The 24,003-nt window shown below is 56.2% G+C and carries 27 protein-coding genes; all 27 read right to left on the bottom strand.

Features of this window, described 5'->3' with window-relative positions; translation table 11 throughout:
* Positions 1 to 6 precede the first annotated feature (6 nt).
* The 27 genes from ABJM03_RS09895 to ABJM03_RS09765 all read right to left on the bottom strand — a co-directional run bounded on the left by ABJM03_RS09895 (position 7) and on the right by ABJM03_RS09765 (position 24,000).
* Positions 7 to 1,569 carry an NADH-quinone oxidoreductase subunit M gene (locus tag ABJM03_RS09895; protein ID WP_348417223.1) on the bottom strand — a complete coding sequence of 521 codons (1,563 nt, stop codon included), beginning with the start codon at positions 1,567 to 1,569 and terminating at the stop codon, positions 7 to 9.
* The gene (nuoL, locus tag ABJM03_RS09890; RefSeq protein WP_348417222.1) at positions 1,569 to 3,665 is read right to left on the bottom strand and encodes an NADH-quinone oxidoreductase subunit L; all 2,097 of its coding nucleotides are present in this window, start codon (positions 3,663 to 3,665) and stop codon (positions 1,569 to 1,571) included. The genes ABJM03_RS09895 and nuoL overlap by 1 nt, the downstream gene beginning before the upstream one ends.
* A gap of 4 nt (positions 3,666 to 3,669) precedes the next feature.
* A complete protein-coding gene (gene nuoK / locus ABJM03_RS09885) occupies positions 3,670 to 3,975 on the bottom strand; it encodes an NADH-quinone oxidoreductase subunit NuoK (protein ID WP_348417221.1) in 306 nt (101 codons plus the stop codon).
* 246 nt (positions 3,976 to 4,221) lie between these two features.
* Positions 4,222 to 4,824, bottom strand: a complete 603-nt coding sequence (locus ABJM03_RS09880) for an NADH-quinone oxidoreductase subunit J (protein WP_348417220.1) — start codon at positions 4,822 to 4,824, stop codon at positions 4,222 to 4,224.
* A complete protein-coding gene (locus ABJM03_RS09875) occupies positions 4,821 to 5,225 on the bottom strand; it encodes a carboxymuconolactone decarboxylase family protein (protein WP_348417219.1) in 405 nt (134 codons plus the stop codon). The genes ABJM03_RS09880 and ABJM03_RS09875 overlap by 4 nt, the downstream gene beginning before the upstream one ends.
* A 70-nt stretch (positions 5,226 to 5,295) precedes the next feature.
* The gene (gene nuoI, locus ABJM03_RS09870) at positions 5,296 to 5,784 is read right to left on the bottom strand and encodes an NADH-quinone oxidoreductase subunit NuoI (RefSeq protein WP_335752377.1); all 489 of its coding nucleotides are present in this window, start codon (positions 5,782 to 5,784) and stop codon (positions 5,296 to 5,298) included.
* A 1-nt stretch (position 5,785) separates the two neighbouring features.
* On the bottom strand, positions 5,786 to 6,826 hold the full coding sequence (gene nuoH, locus ABJM03_RS09865) for an NADH-quinone oxidoreductase subunit NuoH (protein ID WP_348417218.1): 1,041 nt from the start codon (positions 6,824 to 6,826) through the stop codon (positions 5,786 to 5,788).
* Between the two features lie 6 nt (positions 6,827 to 6,832).
* Entirely contained in the window at positions 6,833 to 7,207 is a 375-nt protein-coding gene (locus ABJM03_RS09860; protein WP_348417217.1) for a hypothetical protein, read from the bottom strand.
* Positions 7,208 to 7,212: 5 nt separating this feature from the next.
* Positions 7,213 to 9,228: an NADH-quinone oxidoreductase subunit NuoG gene (gene nuoG, locus ABJM03_RS09855; RefSeq protein ID WP_348417216.1), complete on the bottom strand. Its 2,016-nt coding sequence runs from the start codon at positions 9,226 to 9,228 to the stop codon at positions 7,213 to 7,215.
* 4 nt (positions 9,229 to 9,232) lie between these two features.
* Positions 9,233 to 9,634: a DUF5333 domain-containing protein gene (locus tag ABJM03_RS09850; protein ID WP_348417215.1), complete on the bottom strand. Its 402-nt coding sequence runs from the start codon at positions 9,632 to 9,634 to the stop codon at positions 9,233 to 9,235.
* Positions 9,635 to 9,747: 113 nt separating this feature from the next.
* Positions 9,748 to 10,080 (bottom strand): hypothetical protein, encoded by a 333-nt coding sequence (locus ABJM03_RS09845; RefSeq protein ID WP_348417214.1) that lies wholly within the window; start codon positions 10,078 to 10,080, stop codon positions 9,748 to 9,750.
* Positions 10,081 to 10,170: 90 nt separating this feature from the next.
* Positions 10,171 to 10,410, bottom strand: a complete 240-nt coding sequence (locus ABJM03_RS09840) for a hypothetical protein (protein ID WP_348417213.1) — start codon at positions 10,408 to 10,410, stop codon at positions 10,171 to 10,173.
* Between the two features lie 91 nt (positions 10,411 to 10,501).
* Positions 10,502 to 10,810: a hypothetical protein gene (locus ABJM03_RS09835; protein WP_348417212.1), complete on the bottom strand. Its 309-nt coding sequence runs from the start codon at positions 10,808 to 10,810 to the stop codon at positions 10,502 to 10,504.
* Positions 10,807 to 12,105: an NADH-quinone oxidoreductase subunit NuoF gene (gene nuoF / locus ABJM03_RS09830; protein ID WP_348417211.1), complete on the bottom strand. Its 1,299-nt coding sequence runs from the start codon at positions 12,103 to 12,105 to the stop codon at positions 10,807 to 10,809. The genes ABJM03_RS09835 and nuoF overlap by 4 nt, the downstream gene beginning before the upstream one ends.
* 5 nt (positions 12,106 to 12,110) lie before the next feature.
* Positions 12,111 to 12,335: a DUF5337 family protein gene (locus ABJM03_RS09825; RefSeq protein WP_348417210.1), complete on the bottom strand. Its 225-nt coding sequence runs from the start codon at positions 12,333 to 12,335 to the stop codon at positions 12,111 to 12,113.
* A gap of 17 nt (positions 12,336 to 12,352) precedes the next feature.
* On the bottom strand, positions 12,353 to 12,943 hold the full coding sequence (locus tag ABJM03_RS09820; RefSeq protein ID WP_348417209.1) for a hypothetical protein: 591 nt from the start codon (positions 12,941 to 12,943) through the stop codon (positions 12,353 to 12,355).
* 67 nt (positions 12,944 to 13,010) lie between these two features.
* Positions 13,011 to 14,264 (bottom strand): NADH-quinone oxidoreductase subunit E, encoded by a 1,254-nt coding sequence (locus ABJM03_RS09815; protein ID WP_348417208.1) that lies wholly within the window; start codon positions 14,262 to 14,264, stop codon positions 13,011 to 13,013.
* 81 nt (positions 14,265 to 14,345) lie between these two features.
* A complete protein-coding gene (locus ABJM03_RS09810) occupies positions 14,346 to 15,572 on the bottom strand; it encodes an NADH-quinone oxidoreductase subunit D (protein WP_348417207.1) in 1,227 nt (408 codons plus the stop codon).
* A complete protein-coding gene (locus ABJM03_RS09805) occupies positions 15,569 to 16,174 on the bottom strand; it encodes an NADH-quinone oxidoreductase subunit C (RefSeq protein ID WP_348417206.1) in 606 nt (201 codons plus the stop codon). The genes ABJM03_RS09810 and ABJM03_RS09805 overlap by 4 nt, the downstream gene beginning before the upstream one ends.
* A gap of 25 nt (positions 16,175 to 16,199) precedes the next feature.
* Positions 16,200 to 16,742 carry an NADH-quinone oxidoreductase subunit B family protein gene (locus ABJM03_RS09800; protein WP_348417205.1) on the bottom strand — a complete coding sequence of 181 codons (543 nt, stop codon included), beginning with the start codon at positions 16,740 to 16,742 and terminating at the stop codon, positions 16,200 to 16,202.
* Positions 16,733 to 17,098 (bottom strand): NADH-quinone oxidoreductase subunit A, encoded by a 366-nt coding sequence (locus ABJM03_RS09795; RefSeq protein WP_348417204.1) that lies wholly within the window; start codon positions 17,096 to 17,098, stop codon positions 16,733 to 16,735. The genes ABJM03_RS09800 and ABJM03_RS09795 overlap by 10 nt, the downstream gene beginning before the upstream one ends.
* A gap of 195 nt (positions 17,099 to 17,293) precedes the next feature.
* Positions 17,294 to 18,064 carry a DUF805 domain-containing protein gene (locus ABJM03_RS09790; protein ID WP_348417203.1) on the bottom strand — a complete coding sequence of 257 codons (771 nt, stop codon included), beginning with the start codon at positions 18,062 to 18,064 and terminating at the stop codon, positions 17,294 to 17,296.
* Positions 18,065 to 18,272: 208 nt separating this feature from the next.
* Positions 18,273 to 19,055: a crotonase/enoyl-CoA hydratase family protein gene (locus tag ABJM03_RS09785; RefSeq protein WP_348417202.1), complete on the bottom strand. Its 783-nt coding sequence runs from the start codon at positions 19,053 to 19,055 to the stop codon at positions 18,273 to 18,275.
* Positions 19,056 to 19,090: 35 nt separating this feature from the next.
* A complete protein-coding gene (locus tag ABJM03_RS09780; RefSeq protein WP_348417201.1) occupies positions 19,091 to 19,945 on the bottom strand; it encodes a hydroxymethylglutaryl-CoA lyase in 855 nt (284 codons plus the stop codon).
* 79 nt (positions 19,946 to 20,024) lie between these two features.
* On the bottom strand, positions 20,025 to 21,968 hold the full coding sequence (locus ABJM03_RS09775) for a biotin carboxylase N-terminal domain-containing protein (RefSeq protein ID WP_348417200.1): 1,944 nt from the start codon (positions 21,966 to 21,968) through the stop codon (positions 20,025 to 20,027).
* On the bottom strand, positions 21,968 to 22,384 hold the full coding sequence (locus tag ABJM03_RS09770) for an ASCH domain-containing protein (protein ID WP_348417199.1): 417 nt from the start codon (positions 22,382 to 22,384) through the stop codon (positions 21,968 to 21,970). The genes ABJM03_RS09775 and ABJM03_RS09770 overlap by 1 nt, the downstream gene beginning before the upstream one ends.
* 11 nt (positions 22,385 to 22,395) lie before the next feature.
* A complete protein-coding gene (locus ABJM03_RS09765; RefSeq protein ID WP_348417198.1) occupies positions 22,396 to 24,000 on the bottom strand; it encodes a carboxyl transferase domain-containing protein in 1,605 nt (534 codons plus the stop codon).
* Positions 24,001 to 24,003 lie beyond the last annotated feature (3 nt).

Raw genomic sequence — 24,003 nt, 5'->3', positions numbered from 1 at the left:
CTCGCCTCAATTATGGGCTGCGGCAGTGTCGGTCACAGCCTGAGCTGCGGCCACGGCCGTGTCATATTGTTGAACCAATGCGGATACGCTGGGCCCGATCACATCAAGGATCAGTGCAGGATAGATCCCCAACAGCAGGGTCATCACCACCAGCGGCGCAAAAGTCCATTTCTCGCGGGCGGTCATATCTGTGATCGCCTTCAGGCTTTCCTTGATCAGATCGCCCATCACCACACGGCGGTACAACCACAAGGCATAGGCCGCCGAGAAGATAACACCGGTTGTTGCCACTGTGGCCACCCAAGTGTTGACCTGGAACACCGCCATCAGCGTCAGGAATTCCCCGACAAAGCCGGAAGTCCCGGGAAGACCGACGTTCGCCATAGTGAACAACATAAACAGCAGCGCATAGACCGGCATACGGTTCACAAGCCCGCCATAGGCGTCGATTTCACGGGTGTGCATCCGGTCATAGATAACGCCGACTGCAAGGAACAACGCACCCGAGATAAACCCGTGGCTGATCATCTGGAAGATCGCTCCATCCAGCCCCTGCTGGTTGGCCGAGAAGATCCCCATGGTCACAAACCCCATGTGGGCCACAGATGAATAGGCGATGAGCTTTTTCATGTCTTCTTGAACAAGTGCCACAAGCGATGTGTAGACGATCGCGATTGCGGACATCCACAAAATCAACGGCCCGACCACTTCGGCACCAATGGGGAACATCGGCAGCGAGAACCGCAAGAAGCCGTAGCCGCCCATTTTAAGCAGGATCGCCGCGAGTACGACAGAACCGGCTGTCGGAGCCTGAACGTGCGCATCGGGCAGCCATGTGTGGACTGGCCACATCGGCATTTTCACCGCAAAGCTGGCAAAGAAAGCAAGGAACATCAGTGTCTGCATCCCGCCGACGATCTGAATGCCCATGATTTCGAAATTGCCCGCGCTGAAGCTGTGGGTCAGCAGGCTTACGTCACAGCCCCCGATACAGGTGGTGCCTGCATCCGCAAACATAGCAACCATCGCAACAAGCATCAGAACCGAGCCGAAGAAGGTATAGAGGAAGAACTTGAAGCTCGCATAGATGCGGTTTGCACCGCCCCAGATACCGATGATCAGGAACATCGGGATAAGGCTCGCTTCGAAGAACAGATAAAAGAGGATCAGATCAAGCGATACAAACACCCCGATCATCAATGTCTCAAGGATCAGGAAAGCGACCATATATTCTTTGACGCGGTGCTTAACATCCCAGGATGCGGCAATCACCAGTGGCATCATGAAGGTCGTCAACATCACAAACAGTACCGAGATGCCATCAACACCCAAACGATAGTTCAGGCCCAGCAACCATTCTTTTTCGACCAACAACTGAAAACCGGTGTTGGAAGAGTCGAACTCGGCCAAGACAAACAATGAGATCAGGAACGTAATAGACGTAGTCACCATGGCCAGCCATTTGGCATTACGCTGTGCTGCTTCATCTTCTCCGCGCAAGAATACGGCAAGGATCAGCGCGGCAAAGGCGGGCATAAATGTGACGATGGACAATAGATTGGCTTCCATCAGTTCGCTCCTCCGGTCATCGTCATCCATGTCACCAGAACCGCAATCCCGATCACCATGGCAAAGGCATAGGTAAAGATATAGCCAGACTGCATTTTCCCAGCGAGGCGTGTGAAGAAGGGTACGATGCCCATGGCCAGACCGTTCAGACCGCCATCAATCACCGCGCCATCGCCGCGTTTCCACAAAAAGCGGCCGATCGCTTTGGCAGGCTGTACAAAGATAAAATTGTAAAGCTCGTCAAAGTACCATTTGTTGAGCAGGAAGTTGTACAGATACTTCTGCTGCGCAGCCAGCCGTCCCGGTAACGATGGATCTTTGATATAAAAGAGCCACGCCATGAGGAAACCGGATACCATTGCAATGAATGGCGAGGTTTTCACCCAGGAAGGCACCGCATGCGCATCGTCAAGCACGGTATTGTCTGGCGCGATATACAGCGCACCCTCCCCCGGCTGACCCGCGAAGGCATAGTGATGCTCGGCATCGCCATGTTCATTGTCATGGCTATCGCCATGGCCGGTTTCGGCACCATCAACATGGGCTTCGCCATGTGCTCCGGCTTCGGCATAAGGAATACCATAGAAGTCCGCGATTTTGTCGGTGTGGCCAAAGAAGGAGTTATAGAACACCATCCCCGAGAACACGGCACCCAAAGCCAGCACACCCAAAGGTACCAACATAACCATTGGCGATTCATGTGCGTGATCATGGGTATGCTTGTCGCCGCGCGGCTTGCCGTAGAATGTCAGGAACATCAGGCGCCATGAGTAGAAGCTAGTGAAGGCAGCGGCGATGACCAGCATCCAGAAACCATACATCGTACCCGCACCAAAGGCGCTCTCGATGATGGCATCCTTCGACAAGAAGCCAGCAAAGCCGATATGGGTCAACGGAATGCCAACACCGGTAATCGCCAATGTGCCGATCATCATTGCCCAGAAGGTATAGGGGATCTTTTTACGCAAAGCGCCATAGTTCCGCATGTCTTGCTCATGGTGCATCGCATGGATTACCGAACCGGCCCCCAAGAATAGCATCGCCTTAAAGAAAGCGTGCGTCAGCAGGTGGAACATCGCCGCAGAATACATACCAACGCCGGCAGCCACGAACATATACCCCAGCTGGGACATGGTTGAATAGGCAATGACGCGTTTGATGTCATTCTGAACCAGACCGATTGTAGCGGCGACAAAGGCTGTCGTCGCGCCAAGGAAGGTTACAAAGGACATAGCTTCGGGTGCGAACTCCATCAATGGCGACATGCGGCAAACAAGGAAGACACCCGCAGTAACCATCGTCGCTGCGTGAATAAGCGCCGACACAGGTGTCGGACCTTCCATCGCGTCGGGCAGCCAAGTGTGCAGGAACAGCTGCGCCGATTTACCCATTGCACCGATGAACAGAAGGAAGGCAATCAGGTTGGCCGCATTCCAGTCCGCCCAAAGGAAGTGGACTGTTGTCTCGGCCAATTCCGGCGTCAGCGCAAAGATATCGCTAAAGTTGATGCTGTCGGTCAGCAAGAAAAGACCAAAAATACCAAGTGCAAAACCAAAGTCACCGACACGGTTCACCACAAAGGCTTTCATCGCGGCAGCATTAGCGGAAGGCTTTTTATAGTAGAAGCCAATCAACAGATATGACGCAACGCCCACACCTTCCCAACCAAAGAACATCTGCACCAGGTTGTCAGAAGTCACCAGCATCAACATCGCAAAGGTAAAGAACGACAGATAAGCAAAGAAGCGCGGCTTATAGCTGACCCCGTCATCAAAGTGATCATCGTGAGCCATGTAGCCAAAGGAATACAGATGGACGAGGCTGGACACTGTGGTGATCACGATCAGCATGATCGCGGTCAAACGGTCCAGACGGATTGCCCAATCTGTGCTTAGGCTGCCGCTTTCGATAAACCGCAAAATCGGGAGTGTCTCGGTCGTACCGTCAAAGGACAGGAAGACGATCCAGCTCAGCAAAGCAGAAAGGAACAAGCCGCCCGTAGCGATCCAGCATGCCGCCGTTTCGCCAATGAATTTCCAGCCAAAGCCACAGATCAAAGCACCTACCAGCGGTGCAAAGAGGAGCGTAATTTCCATGTCCTCAGCCCTTCATCACGTTGACGTCTTCCACAGCAATCGTGCCGCGGTTCCGGAAGAAACAGACCAGAATGGCCAGACCAATCGCAGCCTCGGCAGCAGCAACTGTCAGGACAAATAAGGTAAACACCTGCCCGACCAGATCGCCCAGATAGCTCGAGAAGGACACCAGATTGATATTTACCGCGAGCAACATCAACTCGATGCTCATCAGCAAGATAATGATGTTCTTGCGATTCAGGAAAAGCCCAAAGATTCCAATGACAAACAGCGTCGCCGCCACTGTCAGGTAATGTTCCAGTCCGATCATGGTCGTCCCTCAGTTTCTCCCCCGTTCGGGGGACTGTCATTCAACGCCAAAGGTTGTTTGGCGCTGCGTATTTCACAAGAAGCTAAAGCCGCCAAGCACAATGATCAGCACCACAATAAGAGCGACCAGCATGTTGCGAGACATCAGCATCCATCCTTTAGTATCTCCCGGAATATCCCGCCTCCGGTTACGGAAACGGTCCGGTGTTTAGAAACCCGGCGCGGGTTGGCGCGCCAGATCATTCGTTTAAAGCCCCTGCCCCGGCTTCACATCATGCAGGTCCATGGCCTTGGCCGGATCACGCATCATCTGGGCAACAACATCCTGACGTTTCACATCCGAGCGGTGGCGCAGGGTCAATGCAATCGCACCGATCATAGCAACCAGAAGGATCAATGCCGACAGTTGGAACAGAAGGAAGTATTCATCATATAGAACCAACCCGAGTGCGGCTGTGTTGCTCACATCCGAGGTGATCACCTGCGCGCGCAACCCTTCAGCCGCGGCGTTGGCATCCCACGCACCGTAGGCCATGATGAATTGCATCAAGATCACCAATCCGATGAGCAAAGCCAGTGGCATGTATTTGGCCATCTCCGCCTTCAGTTCGGCAAAATCGACATCCAGCATCATCACCACAAACAGGAACAAAACCGCGACCGCGCCGACATATACAATGATCAGCAACATCGCGACGAATTCAGCCCCCAGCAGCACGAAAAGCCCCGCCGCCGACAGAAATGAAAGGATCAACCAAAGCACCGAGTGCACCGGATTACGGCTTATCACCGTGAACAGCCCGCCTGCGATCACGCAGATCGCGAACAGATAAAATGCAAAAACGCTCATGCGTCACCTTCCTGTCTGTCATCATCCAAGACCTCTTGCGCCAGCGTCATTGCACGCTGCATCGCAGGGATGCCAGCAAAAGCTGACATCTGGCCAATTGTCTCGATAATTTGTTGTTTATGCGCGCCGGATTCGACCGCGTGACGGACCGTCTGGCGCACAGCCACTTCGTTTTGCGCGCCCTGCATTACCAATCCGGCAAGCGTCAAAAGCAGCCGTGTTTTGGCGTCCAATCCGTCGGGGTTCATTTTATTGCCAAAGAACGCTTCCATCATGTCTTTGGGCAATACACCCATCATCGCCTCAAAACCCTTTGGTGAAAACGCATCCATCGCCGGAAAAGCCTTAGCCATTTCCTGCGCTTGACGCATCATGTCTTCCCATGGGTTTTTATCAGTCATACCGCACACCCCGACAGCGCTGAAAAAACGCTGTCTTGTTTCTGGCTGCCTGACTGGGTGGCCTTGAGTGTCATCGGTAGGGCGCGTCCATTTCTAGATTACGGGCAATCTCGGCTTCCCAACGGTCGCCATTTTCCAACAACTTGGACTTGTCGTAGTAAAGCTCTTCGCGGGTCTCGGTCGAGAATTCGAAGTTCGGACCTTCAACAATCGCGTCCACCGGGCAGGCTTCCTGACAGAAACCGCAGTAGATGCATTTGGTCATGTCGATGTCATAGCGCGTGGTCCGGCGGCTGCCGTCTTCACGTGGTTCGGCATCAATGGTGATCGCCTGTGCAGGGCAAACAGCCTCGCAAAGTTTACAGGCGATGCAACGCTCTTCGCCGTTGGCATAACGGCGCAGCGCGTGCTCACCGCGGAAACGCGGGGACAAAGGCCCCTTCTCATGCGGGTAGTTGATCGTTGCCTTTGGCTTGAACATATATTTGATGCCCAGCTTCATGCCTTGATAGAAATCCTGCAGCAGGAAGTATTTGGCGTGGCGTGTGTAGTCCGTCATATCAGCCTCCTACCGTATAGCGGGCGTAGATGCCCCAGAACCATTCAAATTTTGCCGCGAATGCTACGAACACCACCCAGAAGAGCGAGAACGGCAGGAAGACTTTCCAACCCAGACGCATCAGTTGGTCGTAGCGGTAGCGCGGTGTGATCGCTTTGATCAGCGAGAAGAAGAAGAAGACGAGGCCCATTTTGGCGATCATCCAGAAGATGCCATCTGGCAAGCCCGGGATCGGGGACAACCAGCCGCCAAAAAACATCAGCGAGATCAAGGCGCACATCAGGACCACGGCCACCAGCTCACCGATCATGAAGAGCAGGAATGGCGTGGAGGAATATTCAACCTGATAACCGGCCACCAATTCTGATTCCGCTTCGGGAAGGTCGAATGGCGGGCGGTTTGTCTCGGCCAAGGCAGAGATGAAGAAGAGGATCAGCATCGGGAAATGCGGCAGCCAGTACCAGCTCAGCAAACCATAGCTGCTGTCTTGGGCTCCGACGATGCCGCTAAAGTTCATGGAGCCGGTGGAAATAATCACACCGATGATAATCAGGCCGATCGAGACTTCATAAGAAATCATCTGCGCCGCAGAGCGCAATGACCCGAGGAACGGGTATTTCGAGTTCGACGCCCAGCCCCCCATGATCACGCCGTAAACTTCAAGCGATGAGACCGCAAAGACAAACAAGATCGCCACGTTGATATCCGAGAGCACCCAACCGTCATTGAACGGGATCACCGCCCACGCGACCAGCGCCATGACCAAGCTCACCATCGGAGCGAGGAAGAACACCGGACGGTCCGCACCAGCAGGCACCACAATCTCTTTGACGATGTATTTGCCGAAATCCGCAAAAGATTGCAGCAGGCCATAAATGCCCACCACGTTCGGGCCGCGCCGCAGCTGAACCGATGCCCAGATCTTGCGATCCAAATACATCAGAAAGGCCAGCGCCAGCAGGAGCGGTATGACCACCAAGAAAATCTGGCCGATAATCAGCAGGATCATCCCCAGGGTGGTGTTGAAAAAGAAGTCAGCCATAGGTCCTCACACCGTCGGTATGCCTTTGTCACGGCAGTTTTCCGTGACAACTTCAGCATCAATAGTCTTCAAGCCTTTGGGCAGGCTCGGCGAGATTGTGTAAACAGCATCAGCCCGCCAAACGCCACCCTCAATTGCCACATTTGTCCTAACATGACGTGCAAATCCGTAGCCACGTATCAGAGTATACTGCGCTGCAGCACATTCAGCATAGGCAGCGACGTTTTCAGGTACCATAGCCTTTGTCATTGCAACGTTAAACTGCACCAGATCACCATCCAGCAAAGCCGTTTCTACCCCTTTGTATTCAGGGATGAAATCCTCAGCTGTGGGGCTCGCAGGCGCACAGGCAGCCAGCGCCAAAAGCGCTATAGCAGCCATGTATTTCACTCTGCCGCCATCGCCTCGGTGCGGCGCGCTTTTGCATTGGCAGAAAGTTCAGCCATCAAGCTAGACGCACGCGCGATAGGGTTACTGAGGTAGAAGTCGGCGATTACGTAGGAAACCGGTGCCGTGCCAATTTTACCAAGTGCTACGGGCTCCCATGCGTTTTCAATCACCTGATCTACCTTCGCCAAAGCCGGGTGCGCCTTAACCAAAGCCTGACGCAATGCGGCCAGCGAATCAAACGGCAGTGCCGCATCCAGTTCGGCACTTAATGCACGAAGAATGGCCCAGTTTTCCTTGGCCTGACCCGGCGCGAATCCTGCACGCTGAGCAAGCTGCGGACGACCTTCTGTGTTCACAAACAGTCCGCCCTCTTCGGTATAGGCGGCCGCTGGCAGAATGATATCGGCACGGTGCGCACCACGGTCACCATGGCTGCCTTGATAGATCACAAATGGCCCTGCCGGGATGTCACCCTCGTCGGCACCGAGGTTAAAGATAACCTCAGCCGCTAGGACATCAGAAATTCCACCCTCGGCCGTTGCCCCCACATCCATCGCGCCTACACGGCCCGCGGCGGTGTGCAGTACCAACAATTTGGATTTCGTCAACTCGCTCAGCTTCATGGCAGCGGCAAGGACGGCTTCACCATCTTCACGGGCCAATGCCCCCATGCCGACGACAATCAACGACGGTTTTTCCGCGATCTCAGAATGATCCCGCGTCATCAACTCGTCCATCAGGTCAAGGTTATCGCCCATATGGTCAACAGGATAGGTCAGATCAACCATCGGACCTATCGCATGGATATCCGCACCGCGTGCCCATGCTTTGCGCAGACGCGCATTCAATACAGGTGCCTCAACAGCCGGATTCGTGCCGACCAGCATGATGCCTTCGGCCGTATCAATATCTTCAATGCTGGCTGTACCAACATAGCCCGACCGGTTCCCCGCAGGCAGCTTGGCACCATCGGTGCGACATTCAACAACACCGCCCTGCCCTTCGATCAATGCCTTCAGCGCAAATGCAGATTCGGTCGACACAAGATCACCGATCAGACCGCCCAGCTTCTTGCCCTTCATCGCGGCTGCCGCAGCGGCCAGCGCTTCGGGCCAGTCGGCTTTGCGCAGCTTGCCGTTTTCACGGATATACGGCGTATCAAGACGCTGCTTGCGCAGACCATCCCATACAAAACGGGTCTTATCGGAAATCCACTCTTCGTTCACGCCGTCATGGTTGCGCGGCAAAAAGCGCATCACTTCGCGGCCTTTGGTATCCACCCGAATGTTTGACCCAAGCGCATCCATCACATCAATCGACTCAGTTTTGGTGAGCTCCCAAGGGCGTGCCGTAAACGCGTAAGGTTTGGACACCAGCGCACCAACGGGGCACAGATCAATGATGTTGCCCTGCATGTTACTATCGAGGGTTTCCCCCAAATAGGCTGTAATCTCGGCATCCTCACCGCGGCCCGTCTGGCCCATCTGTGTGATGCCTGCCACCTCAGTGGTGAATCGCACGCAGCGTGTACACGAAATACAGCGTGTCATATGAGTTTCGACAAGCGGACCAAGGTCCAGATCTTCGGTGGCGCGCTTTGGCTCGCGGTAGCGCGAGAAATCAACGCCGTAGGCCATGGCCTGATCCTGCAAATCACATTCGCCACCCTGATCGCAGATCGGGCAATCCAACGGGTGGTTGATCAGCAGGAATTCCATTACGCCCTCACGGGCTTTCTTAACCATGGGGCTGTTGGTTTTAACAACAGGCGGCTGGCCTTCGGGACCAGGGCGCAGATCCTTGACCTGCATCGCACAGCTTGCCGCAGGTTTGGGCGGGCCGCCTACCACTTCCACAAGACACATCCGGCAGTTGCCAGCAATCGTCAGACGTTCGTGGTAGCAGAAACGCGGCACTTCCACGCCCGCCTGCTCACACGCCTGAATGAGCGTCATCGCCCCTTCCGCCTCAACTTCGTTACCGTCGATGATGATCTTGCGAATGTCGCTCATGTTGTCACTTTTCTTTCAGCAATGAACCAATACGGCTCGATTTTTGAATTTCCTTGCGCCCTACTGCGCAATAGCTTTGCGGGTCTTCGCGGACAACCCCTTGGGCACTTAAATATGCATCACGTTTTGCGCGAATGCGTAATTTCTCGGTCTTCGATTTAGTATAGCTGTCGATCTCTTCGTTACTATAGCCGAGGTCCCGCGCATGTTGCTTTGTTGCGCTATACAATGAAAGTGCCCGTGCCATACGCGGTGCAAGGTCATCACATTTCTTGCGGATCTTATCTGCAACAGACACATCGAAAATAGCATTTTCAATCTTCGGGACATCCCGCAACGCCGGATTGGCCGAAACACTACCCGCTGACACCGCGAGAACACTCAGAGCTGTAAGTAACTGGCGCATGTTATTCTCCTCAAATACAAATAGGGGCTTTTGCCCCTGTATGCATATGGTGTCGGGATCCTTTGTTATCCAATATCACGATAAAAACCGGCAATCTTGCGCCTGTCCTTTAGTTATCTACCACCCGGGCATTTACCTTGCAAAAGCAACGTATCTCCGGAAATCGCAAGCATATCATCTGCCGCATCGGGGCCAGCGGTCCAGATCACATCAGAGCTGCCGAACTGGCTCACGCAATATACCGTCGCCTCATGCTTGCCCGCTTCACGTGCGCCCTTAAGCGAGCGCGACACAGGGCTTACCGCTACTGTGAAAGTATCAAACTGCCGGTCAACCTTGCGCAATTTTGCCCGATAGGATTGTCCGTCAAACAAGATACGGTCATCTGCGGCCGTGCACCCCGCAAGAAGTCCAACACACAGAGCAAGGCCAGTCCAAAGTTTCATCACCGTCTCCTCCGCAATTTTGCATGCGGCTCATCTATTTATCCGGCCAGTTATTACGCAATTTCGCGCATAGGGCCAGTCCTTGTTGCCTTATCCCCGCTTGCGCGTCCTAAGTGGCGATACGCCATCCAACGCCTTGCGCAAAAACGCAATTGCCAGATTGGCACCGACGTAAAGCATCCCCACTGTCGGCAGGTAAATCCACGCGCTCACCAGACCATAGGTCACCGCCGAATGGGTCGCCCAAGCAGGTGCACCAAAGGCCACCACAGTCAGAACAAATGCGATCAAACTCAGCAAGCCGTCAAAGATATTGCGAAAAAACCCCATAACACCCCCTAGCGTAACAAACCGAACATCACCAATTCCCTAGCCCGCAAAATAACGCAGGCCAAATTCGCAAGGCACGTTGCCGCCCCCGCTACCGTTGAACCGCCACTGGCCACCGGGAAAATACGATCACAAACAACGGAATGAAGGAGATCAAAGCCATCACAACCGGATAAAGCGTTATGCTAAACGGGATCGGGCCCAATACTTCGTAAAAGCTGATCCATCCTCCGCCATAGTAGATCCCGACCTGCGCCAGAATCGGCACGAAGGGGAAAAAAGCAGTCCATCGCGGTAGTCCGGCTTTGCCAAGGATCGAAACGAATAAAAGGCATTGGATCACCGCGATCACAAAAGGGATCGCGATGAAATTAAACGCTTCGGTTAGCAGTGCAATCATTCAGCTGCGACTGCCGGCGTTGAACGACCGCGCTTATGGGCAATCCGGTCCTCGATTTCGCCGCGGAAGTGCCGAATGAGGCCCTGAATAGGCCAAGCAGCGGCATCACCAAGGGCGCAAATCGTGTGACCTTCGACCTGTTTTGTCACATCCAGCAGCATGTCGATTTCTTCGGGTTCTGCATCGCCTTTGACCAGACGATCCATCACGCGCATCATCCAACCGGTACCTTCACGGCACGGCGTACATTGGCCACAGGATTCGTGCTTGTAGAACTTGGACAAACGCCAGATCGCTTTGATGATATCGGTATTCTGATCCATCACGATCACCGCTGCGGTGCCCAGCCCCGACTGTAGATCATTACGCAAATAGTCGAAATCCATCGTCGCGCCGCGCATCGCAGCGCCCGGCACCATCGGCACAGATGAACCACCCGGGATCACCGCCTTGAGATTATCCCAACCACCGCGAATACCGCCACAATGCTTTTCGATGAGCTCTTCAAAGGAGATGCTCATCGCCTCTTCAACAACGCAGGGGTTGTTCACGTGACCGGAAATCGCAAACAGTTTGGTGCCAGTGTTATTGGGACGGCCGAAACCCGCAAACCATGCGCCGCCACGACGCAGGATCGTAGGCACAACAGCAATAGATTCGACGTTGTTCACTGTCGTCGGGCAGCCATAAAGACCCGCCCCTGCAGGAAACGGCGGCTTCATCCGCGGCATACCTTTTTTACCTTCAAGCGATTCCAGCAAAGCTGTTTCTTCGCCGCAGATATAGGCCCCTGCCCCGTGGTGCAGATAAATGTCGAAATCCCAGCCGGATTTGGCTGCGTTCTTGCCAACCAGACCGGCCTCATAGGCCTCGTCAATCGCAGCCTGAAGCGCTTCTTTCTCGCGGATGTACTCGCCGCGGATGTAGATGTAGCAGGCGTTTGCATTCATCGCGAATGAGGCGATAAGGCAACCTTCGATCAGCGTGTGTGGATCGTGACGCATAATCTCGCGGTCTTTACATGTACCCGGCTCTGATTCATCGGCGTTCACGACCAAATAGCTGGGGCGGCCATCTGATTCCTTGGGCATGAAGGACCATTTCAGACCCGTCGGGAAACCCGCGCCACCACGGCCGCGCAGGCCTGATGCTTTCATCTCGTCGATGATCCAGTCGCGGCCCTTTTTGATGATCGCGGCAGTCCCGTCCCAGTGACCACGCTTTTGTGCGCCAGCCAGCGTGCGGTCATGCATGCCGTAGATGTTGGTAAAAATCCGGTCTTTGTCCTGCAACATAGTCGTTATCCGTCTCTCTCCGACCGGCGCGCGCGCCAAAGTCGATACGCTTGTATAAAGACCCACAAGAACACGGCAGCAATGCCAAGCTCAAGCAGGCCCATTGTCTGGTTCGACCATCCAAGGATGGTTCCGGCGGCTTCCACCCCGATAAACGCAAAGGCTCCGGCTACACTTACTAGAGCAAGCCGGCGTCCGTCACGTGACAGTTTGTCGTCATTATGCGTCACAGACATCTCCTTTGCACTCAGCTTTTTTTCTTTGTCGAGAACTCAGTCTCTCCACCTTTTGCCAAAATCGCGGCTTGGCCCATCCAATCGTCCCGCGCGATACGCCCCTTAAACCGCACACGGGCGTCGACCCACGCGATGTCTTCCGGCTGGAAACCCGCGATTTGGTCAAAGTGAAAAATGCCCAAGCTATTGAGCGTCTCCTCCAGCTTTGGCCCGACGCCGCTGATCCGCTTTAGATCGTCCTTGCCCTCTGGGCGCGGCGCTTCCAACACCCAATCGGGATTTCCCTCGGAAGAAACGGCCACCTGTGGTGTTATTTCGATCGTCGCTGTCCCTGTTTCTGCCGCAACAGTCGCATCTTTGGCGGCTTCGCCTTCAGTTTCAAGCACCACCGCTTGGGGCGCAGTGGTCGCCGCTTTAGCGGGCGCCTCCGACGAGGTCTCTGGCGCGTTTTCACAGGCCAACTTGCTCAAAAGGAACCCGCAACCGACGGCAACAACAAGCCCGACAAGGATCGCTTTGACCGCTCCAAAATCAAACCCGAAGAAAAACAAGACGGCAGCGACAAGGCCCGCAACGACAGCAATGCTCCAGCACGTTTTCACACACTCTGCCTTGTCTTTCGTTGAAGCCATCTCTTGAATCTACCCCTTAAATGGAAGGCACCGGACGTTAGTCGTACCGCCCATCCTTGCTGGCCTTGGCCGAGAATTCGGTCTGTTCGCCGCGCGCAAGCTTGCCGGCCTGTTCAACCCAATTGTCACGGGTTGCACGGCCTTTGAAACCTTCAAGGTTCTGATCAACCCAAGCCAGTTCATCCTGACCCCATTTTGAAATCTGGTCAAAATGGAAAAAGCCCATTGAGTTCAGCAGGCCTTCAAGCTTGGGACCGACCCCTTTGATCAACTTGAGGTCATCCGCCCCTGCCTTGCGTGGTGCTTTCAGAGTTGCCGGTTTCTTGCCAGCCTGCGTAGCTGTGCCGCTTTTCGCCTTGGCATTGGACTTTGGTGCAGGTGCCACCGATCCAGTGGCCGGTTTGGCCGCCGCCGCGTCTTTGGGTGCCTCCCCTTTGACATTGGCGTGGTCGTCAGAGGACGCACCGCGGTTGCGCGGCGCGGCCGCTGCACCTTTGGCACGGCCACCTTGTGCGCCGTCTGGCCCATCGGGAGGCATCAGATCACTGCGTTCGGCTTTCGGGGTTTTGCCCGACTTGGCCGCCTTGCCCTGCCATGGGGCAAGCAGCGGCACTTCGGTCCCGTCAATACGTTTGACAGTGTCCCCGATATCAGTCGCCAGTTGCGCGCTTGCGTTATACTGTGTCTTGCCGCTCTCATGCTCGGTGAGCGAGGTCAGACCGCTCAGCGGCTCGGAAGCATAGCGGCCGTTCTGGGGACCCGGTACCGGCACTTCGCCGCGCGCCAGCTCATCCAGCATCGCGGTAAAACGCTCACCCGTCAGATCTTCGTAATAGTCTTTGCCGATCTGCGCCATGGGCGCGTTCGAGCAAGCCCCCAGACATTCGACCTCTTCCCACGAAAATTTACCATCCGCAGACAGCTCATGGGGGTTTTTCGCAATCTTTTCCTTGCAAATCCCGATCAGGTCCTCAGCGCCGCAGATCATGCAGGACGTTGTACCGCAAACCTGAATATGTGCCACAGAACCAACAGGTTGCAGTTGGAACATAAAGTAGAAGGTCGCAACCTCAAGCGCGCGGATATAGGCCATCCCCAGCATTTCAGCGACATGTTCAATCGCCGGGCGGGTCAGCCAGCCCTCCTGTTCCTGAGCACGCCACAACAGCGGAATGATCGCGCTGGCCTGACGGCCCTCGGGGTATTTGGTAATCTGCGCTTCGGCCCATGCCTGATTGTCAGGGGTAAAGGCGAAAATTGCGGGTTGGTCAGCGTGTAAGCGGCGAAGCATCGGATCAGGCTTTCGTACTTGCGGAGGCGATAAATGCCTCCGACTGGAGTTTAGAGGGCAAAATGAAGCAGCGAGCCATGCTCACCGGTCAACCTCACCGAACACGATATCCATCGTCCCGATGATAGCGGCCACATCGGCCAGCTGGTGACCCTTGGCGATATAGTCCATCGCCTGCAGGTGCATGTAGCCGGGCGCGCGCAGCTTGGCGCGGTAGGGTTTGTTGGTCCCGTCTGCCACCAGATACACACCAAATTCGCCCTTGGGCGCTTCAACGGCGGCATAAACCTCACCGGCGGGCACGTGGAAGCCTTCGGTATACAGTTTAAAGTGGTGGATCAGGCTTTCCATATTCTGCTTCATGTCAGAACGTGCAGGCGGCGTGATTTTACCGCGGGCAAGGACATCGCCCTTCCCTTCGGGTGCTCGCAGTTTTTCGATGGCTTGCAACATGATGCTCGCCGACTGGCGCATTTCTTCCATCCGCACCAGATAGCGGTCATAGCAGTCGCCATTCACGCCAGTCGGGATCTGGAAATCGAATTCGTCATAGCATTCATAGGGCTGCGCACGGCGCAAATCCCACGCGAGGCCGGAACCGCGCACCATCACGCCGGAGAAACCCCAATCCGAGATGTCCTGTTCGGTCACAACGCCAATATCAACGTTACGCTGTTTAAAGATACGGTTTTCCGTCAGCAGCGTGTCAACGTCGACCATAAACCCTTTGAGGAATTTATGCGTCCACGCTTCGATATCGTCGATAAGCGCCTCTGGCAGGTCCTGATGCACACCGCCGGGGCGGAAATAGGCCGCGTGCAAACGCGCACCACAGGCACGTTCATAGAAGATCATCAAATCTTCACGCTCTTCAAATCCCCACAGCGGCGGGGTGAGCGCGCCCACGTCCATCGCCTGTGTGGTGACGTTCAGAAGGTGCGACAGGATGCGGCCAATTTCGGAGTAAAGCACGCGGATCAGCGATGCACGGCGTGGTACTTCAACGCCGGTCAGAAGCTCGATCGCCAAGCACCAAGCATGCTCTTGATTCATCGGGGCTACATAATCCAGCCGGTCGAAATACGGCAGGTTTTGCAGATAGGTCCGGCTTTCCATCAGCTTTTCGGTGCCACGGTGCAGCAGGCCGATGTGTGGATCGCAGCGTTCAACGATCTCGCCGTCCAGCTCAAGCACCAGACGCAGAACGCCGTGTGCCGCAGGGTGCTGCGGGCCAAAGTTGATGTTAAAATTACGGATTTTCTGTTCGCCGGTCAGGGCGTCTTCGAAACCTTTGCTGCCGTCCATCATTTCGCGGCCTCCTTCTCATCACCGGGCAAGATGTATTCGGCACCTTCCCAAGGGGACATGAAATCAAACTGGCGGTATTCCTGCACAAGGCTCACAGGCTCGTACACAACGCGCTTTTCTGCCTCGTCATAGCGTACTTCGGTATAGCCCGTGGTCGGGAAATCCTTGCGCAACGGGTGACCGCGAAAGCCATAGTCCGTCAGCAGGCGCCGCAAATCGGGGTGACCCGAAAAGAGAATACCGAACATGTCAAAGACTTCACGTTCGAACCAGTTCGCAGAAGGATGCAGAGACACCAGCGAAGGCACCATATCCTCTTCGCGCACAGCGACGCGCACACGGATACGTTGGTTCTGGTACATCGACAGAAAATGGTAAACCACATCAAACCGCTTGGCGCGGCCGGTGTAATCCACTGCCGTGATGTCCACCAAAGACGTGAACCGGCATGTTGCGTCGGATTTCAGAAACTCCACCAGCCCTGCAATATTGGCCAGCGTTACATCCAGATTAAGCTCACCATGGGAGACATCCCACCCCAGCACACAATCGGGACGTTTTGCTTCGATATAGCCACCCAGTTCGGTCAGTGCATCACTCATCGTACATTCCTTTCAAACGTGCGGATCAACGCACGATCGTCCCTGTCCGGCGCATTTTGCGCTGTAGCTGCATGATACCATACAACAGCGCCTCTGCCGTTGGAGGACAGCCGGGCACGTAAATATCCACAGGCACGATCCGGTCACAGCCGCGCACAACGGAATAGCTGTAGTGGTAATAACCGCCACCGTTCGCACATGACCCCATCGAGATCACATAGCGCGGCTCGGGCATCTGGTCATAAACCTTGCGCAGCGCAGGCGCCATTTTGTTGGTCAACGTACCGGCCACAATCATCAGATCGGATTGGCGAGGACTGGCGCGCGGGGCCGTGCCAAACCGCTCAAGGTCATAGCGCGGCATCGAAGTATGCATCATCTCGACCGCGCAGCACGCCAGACCAAAGGTCATCCAGTGCAGCGAGCCGGTGCGCGCCCAGTTGATCAAATCCTCTGTCGAGGTCAGCAAAAAGCCCTTGTCTGCAAGACTGGCGTTCAATTGCTGCGTAGCCACATCACGGTCCATACCTGCCGTTCCGGTGGATAGGTTTGTGGATGTTACTGCCATTCGAGGGCACCTTTCTTCCATTCGTAAGCAAAGCCTGCGGTCAGAACCGCGAGGAAGATCATCATAGACCAGAAGCCTGCCATGGAAATGTCGCCAAATGCCACAGCCCACGGAAACAGGAACGCGATTTCAAGGTCGAAAATGATGAACAAGATCGACACCAGATAGAATCGCACATCGAATTTCATGCGCGCATCGTCAAAGGCATTAAACCCGCATTCATAGGCCGAAACCTTCTCGGGATCGGGGTTGCGTACAGCCAAAACCACAGCGGCAAGTATCAGGGCAAGGCCCAACACAATGGCAACGCCCAGAAAAATAAGGATGGGCAGGTATTCCCTAAGCATATCGTCCAAGACTGGCTCCTCTCGAGGATGGTCGCGGCACAATGCCCGCGCAACGCTTTACATGGGGTTTAGCTGCGCGCGCAGATGGGGTCAACGGGAGGAAAGGCGGAAAGCAGCTGCAGATTTAGAGAACTTGGCCTGCCCGAGCCTGCACAATGTTGACCTTAGCGGCAATTAAACGCGGCCCGTGACACCATGCCACCGTTAAGTCCTGTGCCATAGGTTCGTTTCATCGTGATTGGCAATTTTGCTTTTACCATATTTATTTTTGCAGGGATGAGACAAGAAAGACAGAACAAACAGATGTGCAAAACCAGTGACCAAAGGCAGCGCCGTCAAGGCAAACATTGTTACCGCCATCAAATAGGTATGGCGCAGATCCCCCCAGATTTCACGTCGCAAATTGATGTTGCTCCGCCTCACATCCACCGCGCCGTTCATCGAATAGACTTCGGCCATCAGATTATTGATCGCCTTCATGCCGGTCGCATCAAGCACCATCGCGATTGTGAACATTTCCTCCCAGAATTTCTCTTGAGAGGACATAAAGAGGGTAACCGGATAGATAAGATGCCCAAGATCATCGGGCGCATCGGGCTTGCCCGTCAGGCCCGAATTCATAAAGCTCCCCAACAGGGCACACCCCACAGCCAAGGATGAAACAAACGCGACCGCAGGAATAAATGTCCAAATGCAACTGCGCCCGATGTCATGCAAGCGACGGATATTCAATGTAAACCGCGGCACGAGCGTTATCAGGAAAATAATCACGCTGGAGTAGGCCAAAGGATTAGTAGGCGGGCGTTCATGCGCAAGAAGATACGCCTCCACCATATCTAAATCGCGCCAGAAGGCAATCAGGATGACAGCCCAGGTAAACGGGACAACGGTCCAGTATTCCGCAGCAGCCGCGCGGCCCCGGACATTAAAGGCAAACAGAATGAAATTTCTGAAATTCAAGCTAAGATTGATCAAAATATAATTCCTATCAATGGATTATATTTCGAGCATCACAATCAAAAGCGGCATAAGTTTGAAAAATTTCTACCATTTGTAGAAATTGATCACTGCCTTCGAATTCCAACCAGAAATCAACCCTACCCCGTTGCTTTCACGGCCCATCCGCTTGGCCAGCCCTGATAACATACTGACTTCAATACTTTTCAAAACTGCACGGAAGGGCTCAAATCACCCAAGCCGCTTTCCGCTTGTCAAAAAACGCACCGATCCCCTCGGCGGCCTCCTCTGTCTCCCAGCGGTCAGCCAATGCAGCAATCGACATCGCGACCGCCTGCTCGGTCGCGGCACCGCCCAAATCCTGCGCCAGCTTTTTCGCCGCGGCCACTGCCCCCGGCGCGCAAGCCAGATAGGGCACTACCTCACGCTCGATCGCTGCGTCCAGGTCATCTTTTGGCACAGCCCTCGCAAGCAGGCCAAGGTCGACCGCTTCTTGCGCATCAAACACGCGGCCGGACATGAACACCCGCCGCGCGCGCCCCTCGCCCATACGGGCAATGACATAAGGACCAATGGTAGCGGGGAGAATGCCCAACCTCGTTTCGGTCAGCGCCATTTTCAGATTATCTACCCCTATTGCCACATCGCAGACCGATGCCAAACCGACACCGCCCCCAAAGGCATTGCCTTGTAGCCGCCCGATCAAGGGTTTCGGCAAACCGTTCAACGCTCCCAACATGGTCGCAAGTTTGCGCGCCTCTTGCGCACGGGTGCTGGCATCCATCGTCATCTGCGCCTGCATCCACGCCAGATCCCCCCCCGCACAAAATGTCTTACCCGTTGCGGCCAATACGACCACGCGCACAGCGTCATCTGCGCCCAGCGCCGTGGCCGCCTGCGTCAACTCCTCCAGCATCTGCGCAGACATGGCGTTGTGCTTTTCAGGCCGTGCCAAGGTCAGCGTGGCCACACCGCGACTGTCCGTCTTGATCGAAATTGTCTCAAACATGAACATTCCCTTTCGAAGTCCGCCTCGCGACCGGCTTAGCCCCGCATGGCCCGCGCCATTGCCGCCGCTGATTTAACCGCCTCAAGATCCACCCCTGTATGATACCCCAGCTTGGCCAAATGAGCCGCCAAAACTTCGGTTGCGACATTGCCCGAGGCACCGGGCGCATAGGGGCAGCCCCCCAAGCCCCCTACTGCGGCATCAAAAACCCGCACCCCAAGGCTGAGGCTTGTGTCGATATTGTCCAGCGCCAGCCCCCCAGTGTCGTGGTAATGCCCCGCCAACCGGCCCACAGGGACCACGTCACGCACTGCCAAAAGCATCCGCGCAATGCTGTCCGGCGTCGCTGCGCCAATCGTATCGCCCAGTGATATCTCGTAACACCCCATCGCAAATAACCTGTCGGCAAGCTTTGCCACCGCCGCAGGTGCCACTGCCCCGTCATAAGGGCAGGCAATCACACAAGAAATATAGGCGCGTACAGGTAGATCATCATGGCGCGCCTGTTCCAGAATAGGCGCGAAGCGTTCAACGCTTTCGGCGACCGAGGCATTTATATTCTTGCGCGAAAACCCCTCAGAGGCGCTGGCGAAGACGGCGACCTCATCCGCACCAGCCGCAACCGCATCTGTAAAGCCGCGCATATTCGGCGTCAGCGCACTATACCGCACACCCTCCTTGCGCTTGATCCCCGCAAGCACCTCTGCGCTTCCCGCCATCTGCGGCACCCACTTGGGCGAGACGAAACTTGCACATTCAATCCGGCCAAACCCTGCCGCACTAAGCGCATCAACAAGTGCTATCTTCTCTGTCACCGGAATATCGCGCGGCTCGTTTTGCAACCCGTCGCGCGGGCCTACCTCGAAAATCTCGCAAAATCCTGCTTCCATTTGGTCCCCCAAAATCACTGGTTATTTTTCTGCCGGCTCACGGCGCACCATAGCATGTGCAAGCAATCATATTGCCCGCTCATACTGGCCCCGTTTCGATCTCAAGCCGGATAAGCGCAGCACCCGCCTCTACCTGATCCCCCGCCATCGCCAGCACCTCGGCCACCACGCCATCCCGCGCGGCAAGCAGGCTATGTTCCATCTTCATTGCCTCCAGCACGGCAAGCTTATCACCGCCGCGCACCTGTTGGCCCGGTTTGGCAAAGACGTCACGCACCAGACCCGGCATGGGGGCCTCGACCAGATTACCATCCCCCTGCGGGCCTGCCGCCTGCACCAGCGGATCAATATGCGTGAACTCAAGCCCGTAGCCGTCAAAGACAGTGATCCTCTCTCCCGTCATCGCCACTTGCGCGGCAGGCAGACCACCGATCTGCCACCGCCCGCCCAAATGGCGTGCCGTGACAAGCTCATCCCCGATATGCCAATGCTGCTCCTTGGGTCCCAAAACCTCGACCTTCAACAGCGCGCTCTCTTCTCCCCAGCCCAGCATCACCTGCTGCAACAAAGGTGCCCAAAGGGTGAAACCCGCCAGCGGCTTTGGCTCAAGCAGGCCCAGCGCCGCCATACCCGCCAAGGCCAAATGTCGCGGGGCCACATGCGGGGCCTGCGTGAGCGCATCAATGTCGCGGGCAATCAGACCGGTATCCACCTTACCCTTCCCAAAACCTTCATGCCCTGCCAAAGCGCCCAGAAAGGCAAGGTTGGTGACCGTTCCCGCCACTTCACAACGGCTTAGCGCTTGGCGCAGCCGTGCCAGCGCCACATCGCGCGTCGGCCCATGCACGATCACCTTTGCGATCATCGGATCATAAAACGGGCTGATGGTATCTCCGCTGCGCACACCGCTATCTGCACGGCAGGCCGGATCAAATGCCAGATGGGTCAGCCTGCCTGTTGCGGGCAAAAACCCCTTTGGCACGTCTTCCGCATAGAGCCGCGCCTCAAAGGCATGGCCCTCAATCGCCAGCTCCTCCTGACGTTTTGGCAAAGCCTCACCTGCCGCCACGCGCAGCTGCCATTCGACCAAATCAACACCCGTGATCGCCTCTGTGACCGGATGCTCCACCTGCAAGCGGGTGTTCATTTCCATGAAGTAAAACCCATCCACACGCAGCCCGTCCGAACCATCCACGATAAACTCAACCGTGCCTGCACCCGCATAGCCAATCGCCTCTGCGGCCTTTACCGCTGCAGCCCCCATTGCGGCGCGCAGCTCGTGGGTCATACCCGGTGCGGGGGCTTCCTCAATCACCTTTTGATGGCGGCGTTGCAGGGAACAGTCCCGCTCAAACAAATGAACAGCCTGTGTGCCATCGCCAAAGACTTGCACCTCGATGTGGCGCGGATGGGGGATGAATTTCTCGACCAACACATCCGCATTGCCAAAGGCCGCCTGCGCCTCGGAGCGCGCAGAGCCCAGCGCCTCGGCAAAGCCAGCGGGGGCCTCAACCAACCGCATCCCCTTGCCGCCGCCGCCTGCCACGGCCTTGATCAACACGGGATAGCCGATCTTATCGGCCTCCCCTGCCAGCACAGCATCCGATTGATCGCTCCCATGATACCCCGGCACCACCGGCACGCCCGCCTGCACCATCAGCGCCTTGGCTGCATCCTTGAGGCCCATCGCGCGGATCGCCCCTGCGGAGGGGCCGATGAAGACCAAACCGGCCTCCTCAACAGCATCTACAAAGTCGGGGTTTTCGCTCAGGAAACCATAGCCGGGGTGGATCGCTTGTGCTCCGGTATCACGCGCGGCCTGTATGATCACATCGCCGCGCAGGTAGCTGTCTGCGGGGGCGTTGCCCCCGATATGGACCGCCATATCGGCCATCGCCACATGTTTGGCGCTTGCATCCACCTCCGAATACACCGCCACACAGCGCACCCCCATGGCCTGTGCTGTCTCGATCACGCGGCAGGCGATCTCACCTCGGTTGGCGATCAGGATTGTATCAAACATCAGGCGTAATCCTCGATGACTTTGAAACGCTCGCACATCAGCTTCATATTCGGCTCGAACATGCCCGCACGCCGGAAATACGCCTCATAGCTTGCGCGCCAATGCGCCAGATCGCGGAACTCCCCCTGCGCGGCGACAAAGGCTTCGTCCATTTCATCAAAGCGGCGGGTGAAGACCTCGACCGTTTCGACCATCACCGCAGGCGTGCCGTCCCAATTCAGCGCCACATCGCGGCGGCCGACTTCGGGCCAAGCATCTTTGCCCTTGCCGTAAGCCGCGGCGGCATCACAGGTCGCGGTCTTTGTGCCGCTCCGCACAAGGGTAAGGATCTCGGCACAGAGCTTTGCGCTATCGCCATAGCGGAATGTTTCGGCTTCGGGGTTCGCGTCGATGATCTCTTGTAGGCTCTGAGGCATTGGATCGTCCTTCACATGCGGAATACGCCAAACTTTGTTGGCTCTATGGGCGCGTTCAAACTGGCCGAGAGGCTCAGGAAGAGCGTATCACGGGTTTTGCGCGGATCAATAATGCCATCGTCCCACAGGCGGGCAGAGGCATAAAGCGGATGGGATTGCTCCTCGAACATATCTACGGTGGGTTGCTTAAAGGCGGCCTCTTCCTCAGCCGACCACGTCCCGCCACCGCGTTCAATTGCATCGCGTTTGACAGTGGCCAGCACACCTGCCGCCTGCGCGCCGCCCATGACGCTGATGCGGCTGTTGGGCCAAGTCCACAAGAACCGCGGGCTATAGGCGCGCCCCGCCATGCCGTAATTGCCCGCGCCAAATGATCCACCCACCAGCATCGTGATCTTGGGTACATTGGCACAGGCCACGGCAGTGACCATCTTGGCCCCGTGGCGGGCAATGCCTTCGTTTTCATATTTGCGCCCCACCATGAAGCCGGTGATATTTTGCAGAAATACCAGTGGAATGGCGCGCTGGGTGCAAAGCTCAATGAAATGCGCGCCCTTCTGGGCGGCCTCGGAAAACAACACACCATTATTGGCGATGATCCCGATGGGGCAGCCCTTGAGATGGGCAAAGCCGGTGACCAATGTCTCGCCAAAGCGGGGTTTGAACTCATCAAAGCGGCTGCCATCCACCACCCGCGCAATCACCTCGCGGATATCATAGGGCGTGCGCAGATCGGCAGGCACCACGCCGAGGATCTCATCCGGGTCATAGGCGGGGTCTTCTGCGCTTTCCCATTGCACGGTCGCGGGTTTGGTACGGTTCAGATGCCCCACCGCGCGCCGTGCCAGCGCCAGCGCATGGGCGTCATCCTCGGCCAGATAATCCGCCACGCCGGACAGACGCGTGTGCACATCGCCGCCGCCCAAATCCTCGGCGCTGACCACCTCGCCGGTCGCGGCCTTGACCAAGGGCGGACCGGCCAAAAAGATCGTGCCCTGCTCTTTTACAATGATCGTCACATCGGACATCGCAGGCACATAGGCCCCACCGGCCGTGCAAGAGCCCATCACCACAGCAATTTGCGGAATGCCCTTGGCGCTCATCCGCGCTTGGTTATAGAAAATCCGGCCAAAGTGATCACGATCGGGAAAGACCTCATCCTGATTGGGCAGGTTCGCACCACCACTATCCACAAGGTAGATGCACGGCAGGTGATTTTCCTCGGCGATCTCTTGGGCGCGCAGGTGTTTCTTGACCGTCATCGGGTAATAGGTGCCGCCCTTCACGGTGGCATCATTGCAGATCACCATCACCTCTTGGCCCTGTACCCTGCCCACACCGGCAATCACCCCCGCACAGGGGGCCGCACCGCCATAAAGCCCATGGGCCGCAACCGCGCCCACCTCGAGGAAGGGCGCGCCTGCATCCAACAGGTTCGCCACCCGCTCACGCGGGAGCATCTTGCCACGGCTGAGGTGACGGTCGCGGGATTTCTCACCGCCGCCAAGGGCCGCGGCTTGGGCGACCTCGCGTATCTGTGCCAGCGCCTCCAAATGGGCGGCAGTATTGGCCTTGAACACCTCAGAGGACGGGAGTGCTTGGGATGTTAATTTCATGCT

The organism is Sulfitobacter sp. (assembly GCF_039977885.1).
GTDB lineage: Bacteria > Pseudomonadota > Alphaproteobacteria > Rhodobacterales > Rhodobacteraceae > Sulfitobacter.
The sequence above is the reverse complement of the archived record's forward strand: the minus strand, read 5'-3'. Positions and strand labels throughout refer to the sequence as shown.

Bases quoted from the DNA above. Each gene is read 5' to 3' on its own strand.
- nuoK (WP_348417221.1), bottom strand. From the start codon at position 3,975: ATGATCGGACTGGAACATTACCTGACAGTGGCGGCGACGCTGTTTGTC.
- ABJM03_RS09780 (WP_348417201.1), bottom strand. From the start codon at position 19,945: ATGGAAGCAGGATTTTGCGAGATTTTCGAGGTAGGCCCGCGCGACGGG.
- ABJM03_RS09810 (WP_348417207.1), bottom strand. From the start codon at position 15,572: ATGATGGACGGCAGCAAAGGTTTCGAAGACGCCCTGACCGGCGAACAG.
- ABJM03_RS09875 (WP_348417219.1), bottom strand. From the start codon at position 5,225: ATGACTGATAAAAACCCATGGGAAGACATGATGCGTCAAGCGCAGGAA.
- ABJM03_RS09845 (WP_348417214.1), bottom strand. From the start codon at position 10,080: ATGAAACTTTGGACTGGCCTTGCTCTGTGTGTTGGACTTCTTGCGGGG.
- nuoH (WP_348417218.1), bottom strand. From the start codon at position 6,826: ATGGCTGACTTCTTTTTCAACACCACCCTGGGGATGATCCTGCTGATT.
- ABJM03_RS09880 (WP_348417220.1), bottom strand. From the start codon at position 4,824: ATGAGCGTTTTTGCATTTTATCTGTTCGCGATCTGCGTGATCGCAGGC.
- ABJM03_RS09840 (WP_348417213.1), bottom strand. From the start codon at position 10,410: ATGGGGTTTTTTCGCAATATCTTTGACGGCTTGCTGAGTTTGATCGCA.
- ABJM03_RS09800 (WP_348417205.1), bottom strand. From the start codon at position 16,742: ATGGCAGTAACATCCACAAACCTATCCACCGGAACGGCAGGTATGGAC.
- nuoF (WP_348417211.1), bottom strand. From the start codon at position 12,105: ATGTTGCAGGACAAAGACCGGATTTTTACCAACATCTACGGCATGCAT.
- ABJM03_RS09805 (WP_348417206.1), bottom strand. From the start codon at position 16,174: ATGAGTGATGCACTGACCGAACTGGGTGGCTATATCGAAGCAAAACGT.
- ABJM03_RS09895 (WP_348417223.1), bottom strand. From the start codon at position 1,569: ATGGAAGCCAATCTATTGTCCATCGTCACATTTATGCCCGCCTTTGCC.
- ABJM03_RS09815 (WP_348417208.1), bottom strand. From the start codon at position 14,264: ATGCTTCGCCGCTTACACGCTGACCAACCCGCAATTTTCGCCTTTACC.
- nuoI (WP_335752377.1), bottom strand. From the start codon at position 5,784: ATGACGGACTACACACGCCACGCCAAATACTTCCTGCTGCAGGATTTC.
- ABJM03_RS09770 (WP_348417199.1), bottom strand. From the start codon at position 22,384: ATGCCTCAGAGCCTACAAGAGATCATCGACGCGAACCCCGAAGCCGAA.
- ABJM03_RS09860 (WP_348417217.1), bottom strand. From the start codon at position 7,207: ATGGCTGCTATAGCGCTTTTGGCGCTGGCTGCCTGTGCGCCTGCGAGC.
- ABJM03_RS09835 (WP_348417212.1), bottom strand. From the start codon at position 10,810: ATGATTGCACTGCTAACCGAAGCGTTTAATTTCATCGCGATCCCTTTT.
- nuoG (WP_348417216.1), bottom strand. From the start codon at position 9,228: ATGAGCGACATTCGCAAGATCATCATCGACGGTAACGAAGTTGAGGCG.
- nuoL (WP_348417222.1), bottom strand. From the start codon at position 3,665: ATGGAAATTACGCTCCTCTTTGCACCGCTGGTAGGTGCTTTGATCTGT.
- ABJM03_RS09775 (WP_348417200.1), bottom strand. From the start codon at position 21,968: ATGTTTGATACAATCCTGATCGCCAACCGAGGTGAGATCGCCTGCCGC.
- ABJM03_RS09765 (WP_348417198.1), bottom strand. From the start codon at position 24,000: ATGAAATTAACATCCCAAGCACTCCCGTCCTCTGAGGTGTTCAAGGCC.
- ABJM03_RS09785 (WP_348417202.1), bottom strand. From the start codon at position 19,055: ATGTTTGAGACAATTTCGATCAAGACGGACAGTCGCGGTGTGGCCACG.
- ABJM03_RS09850 (WP_348417215.1), bottom strand. From the start codon at position 9,634: ATGCGCCAGTTACTTACAGCTCTGAGTGTTCTCGCGGTGTCAGCGGGT.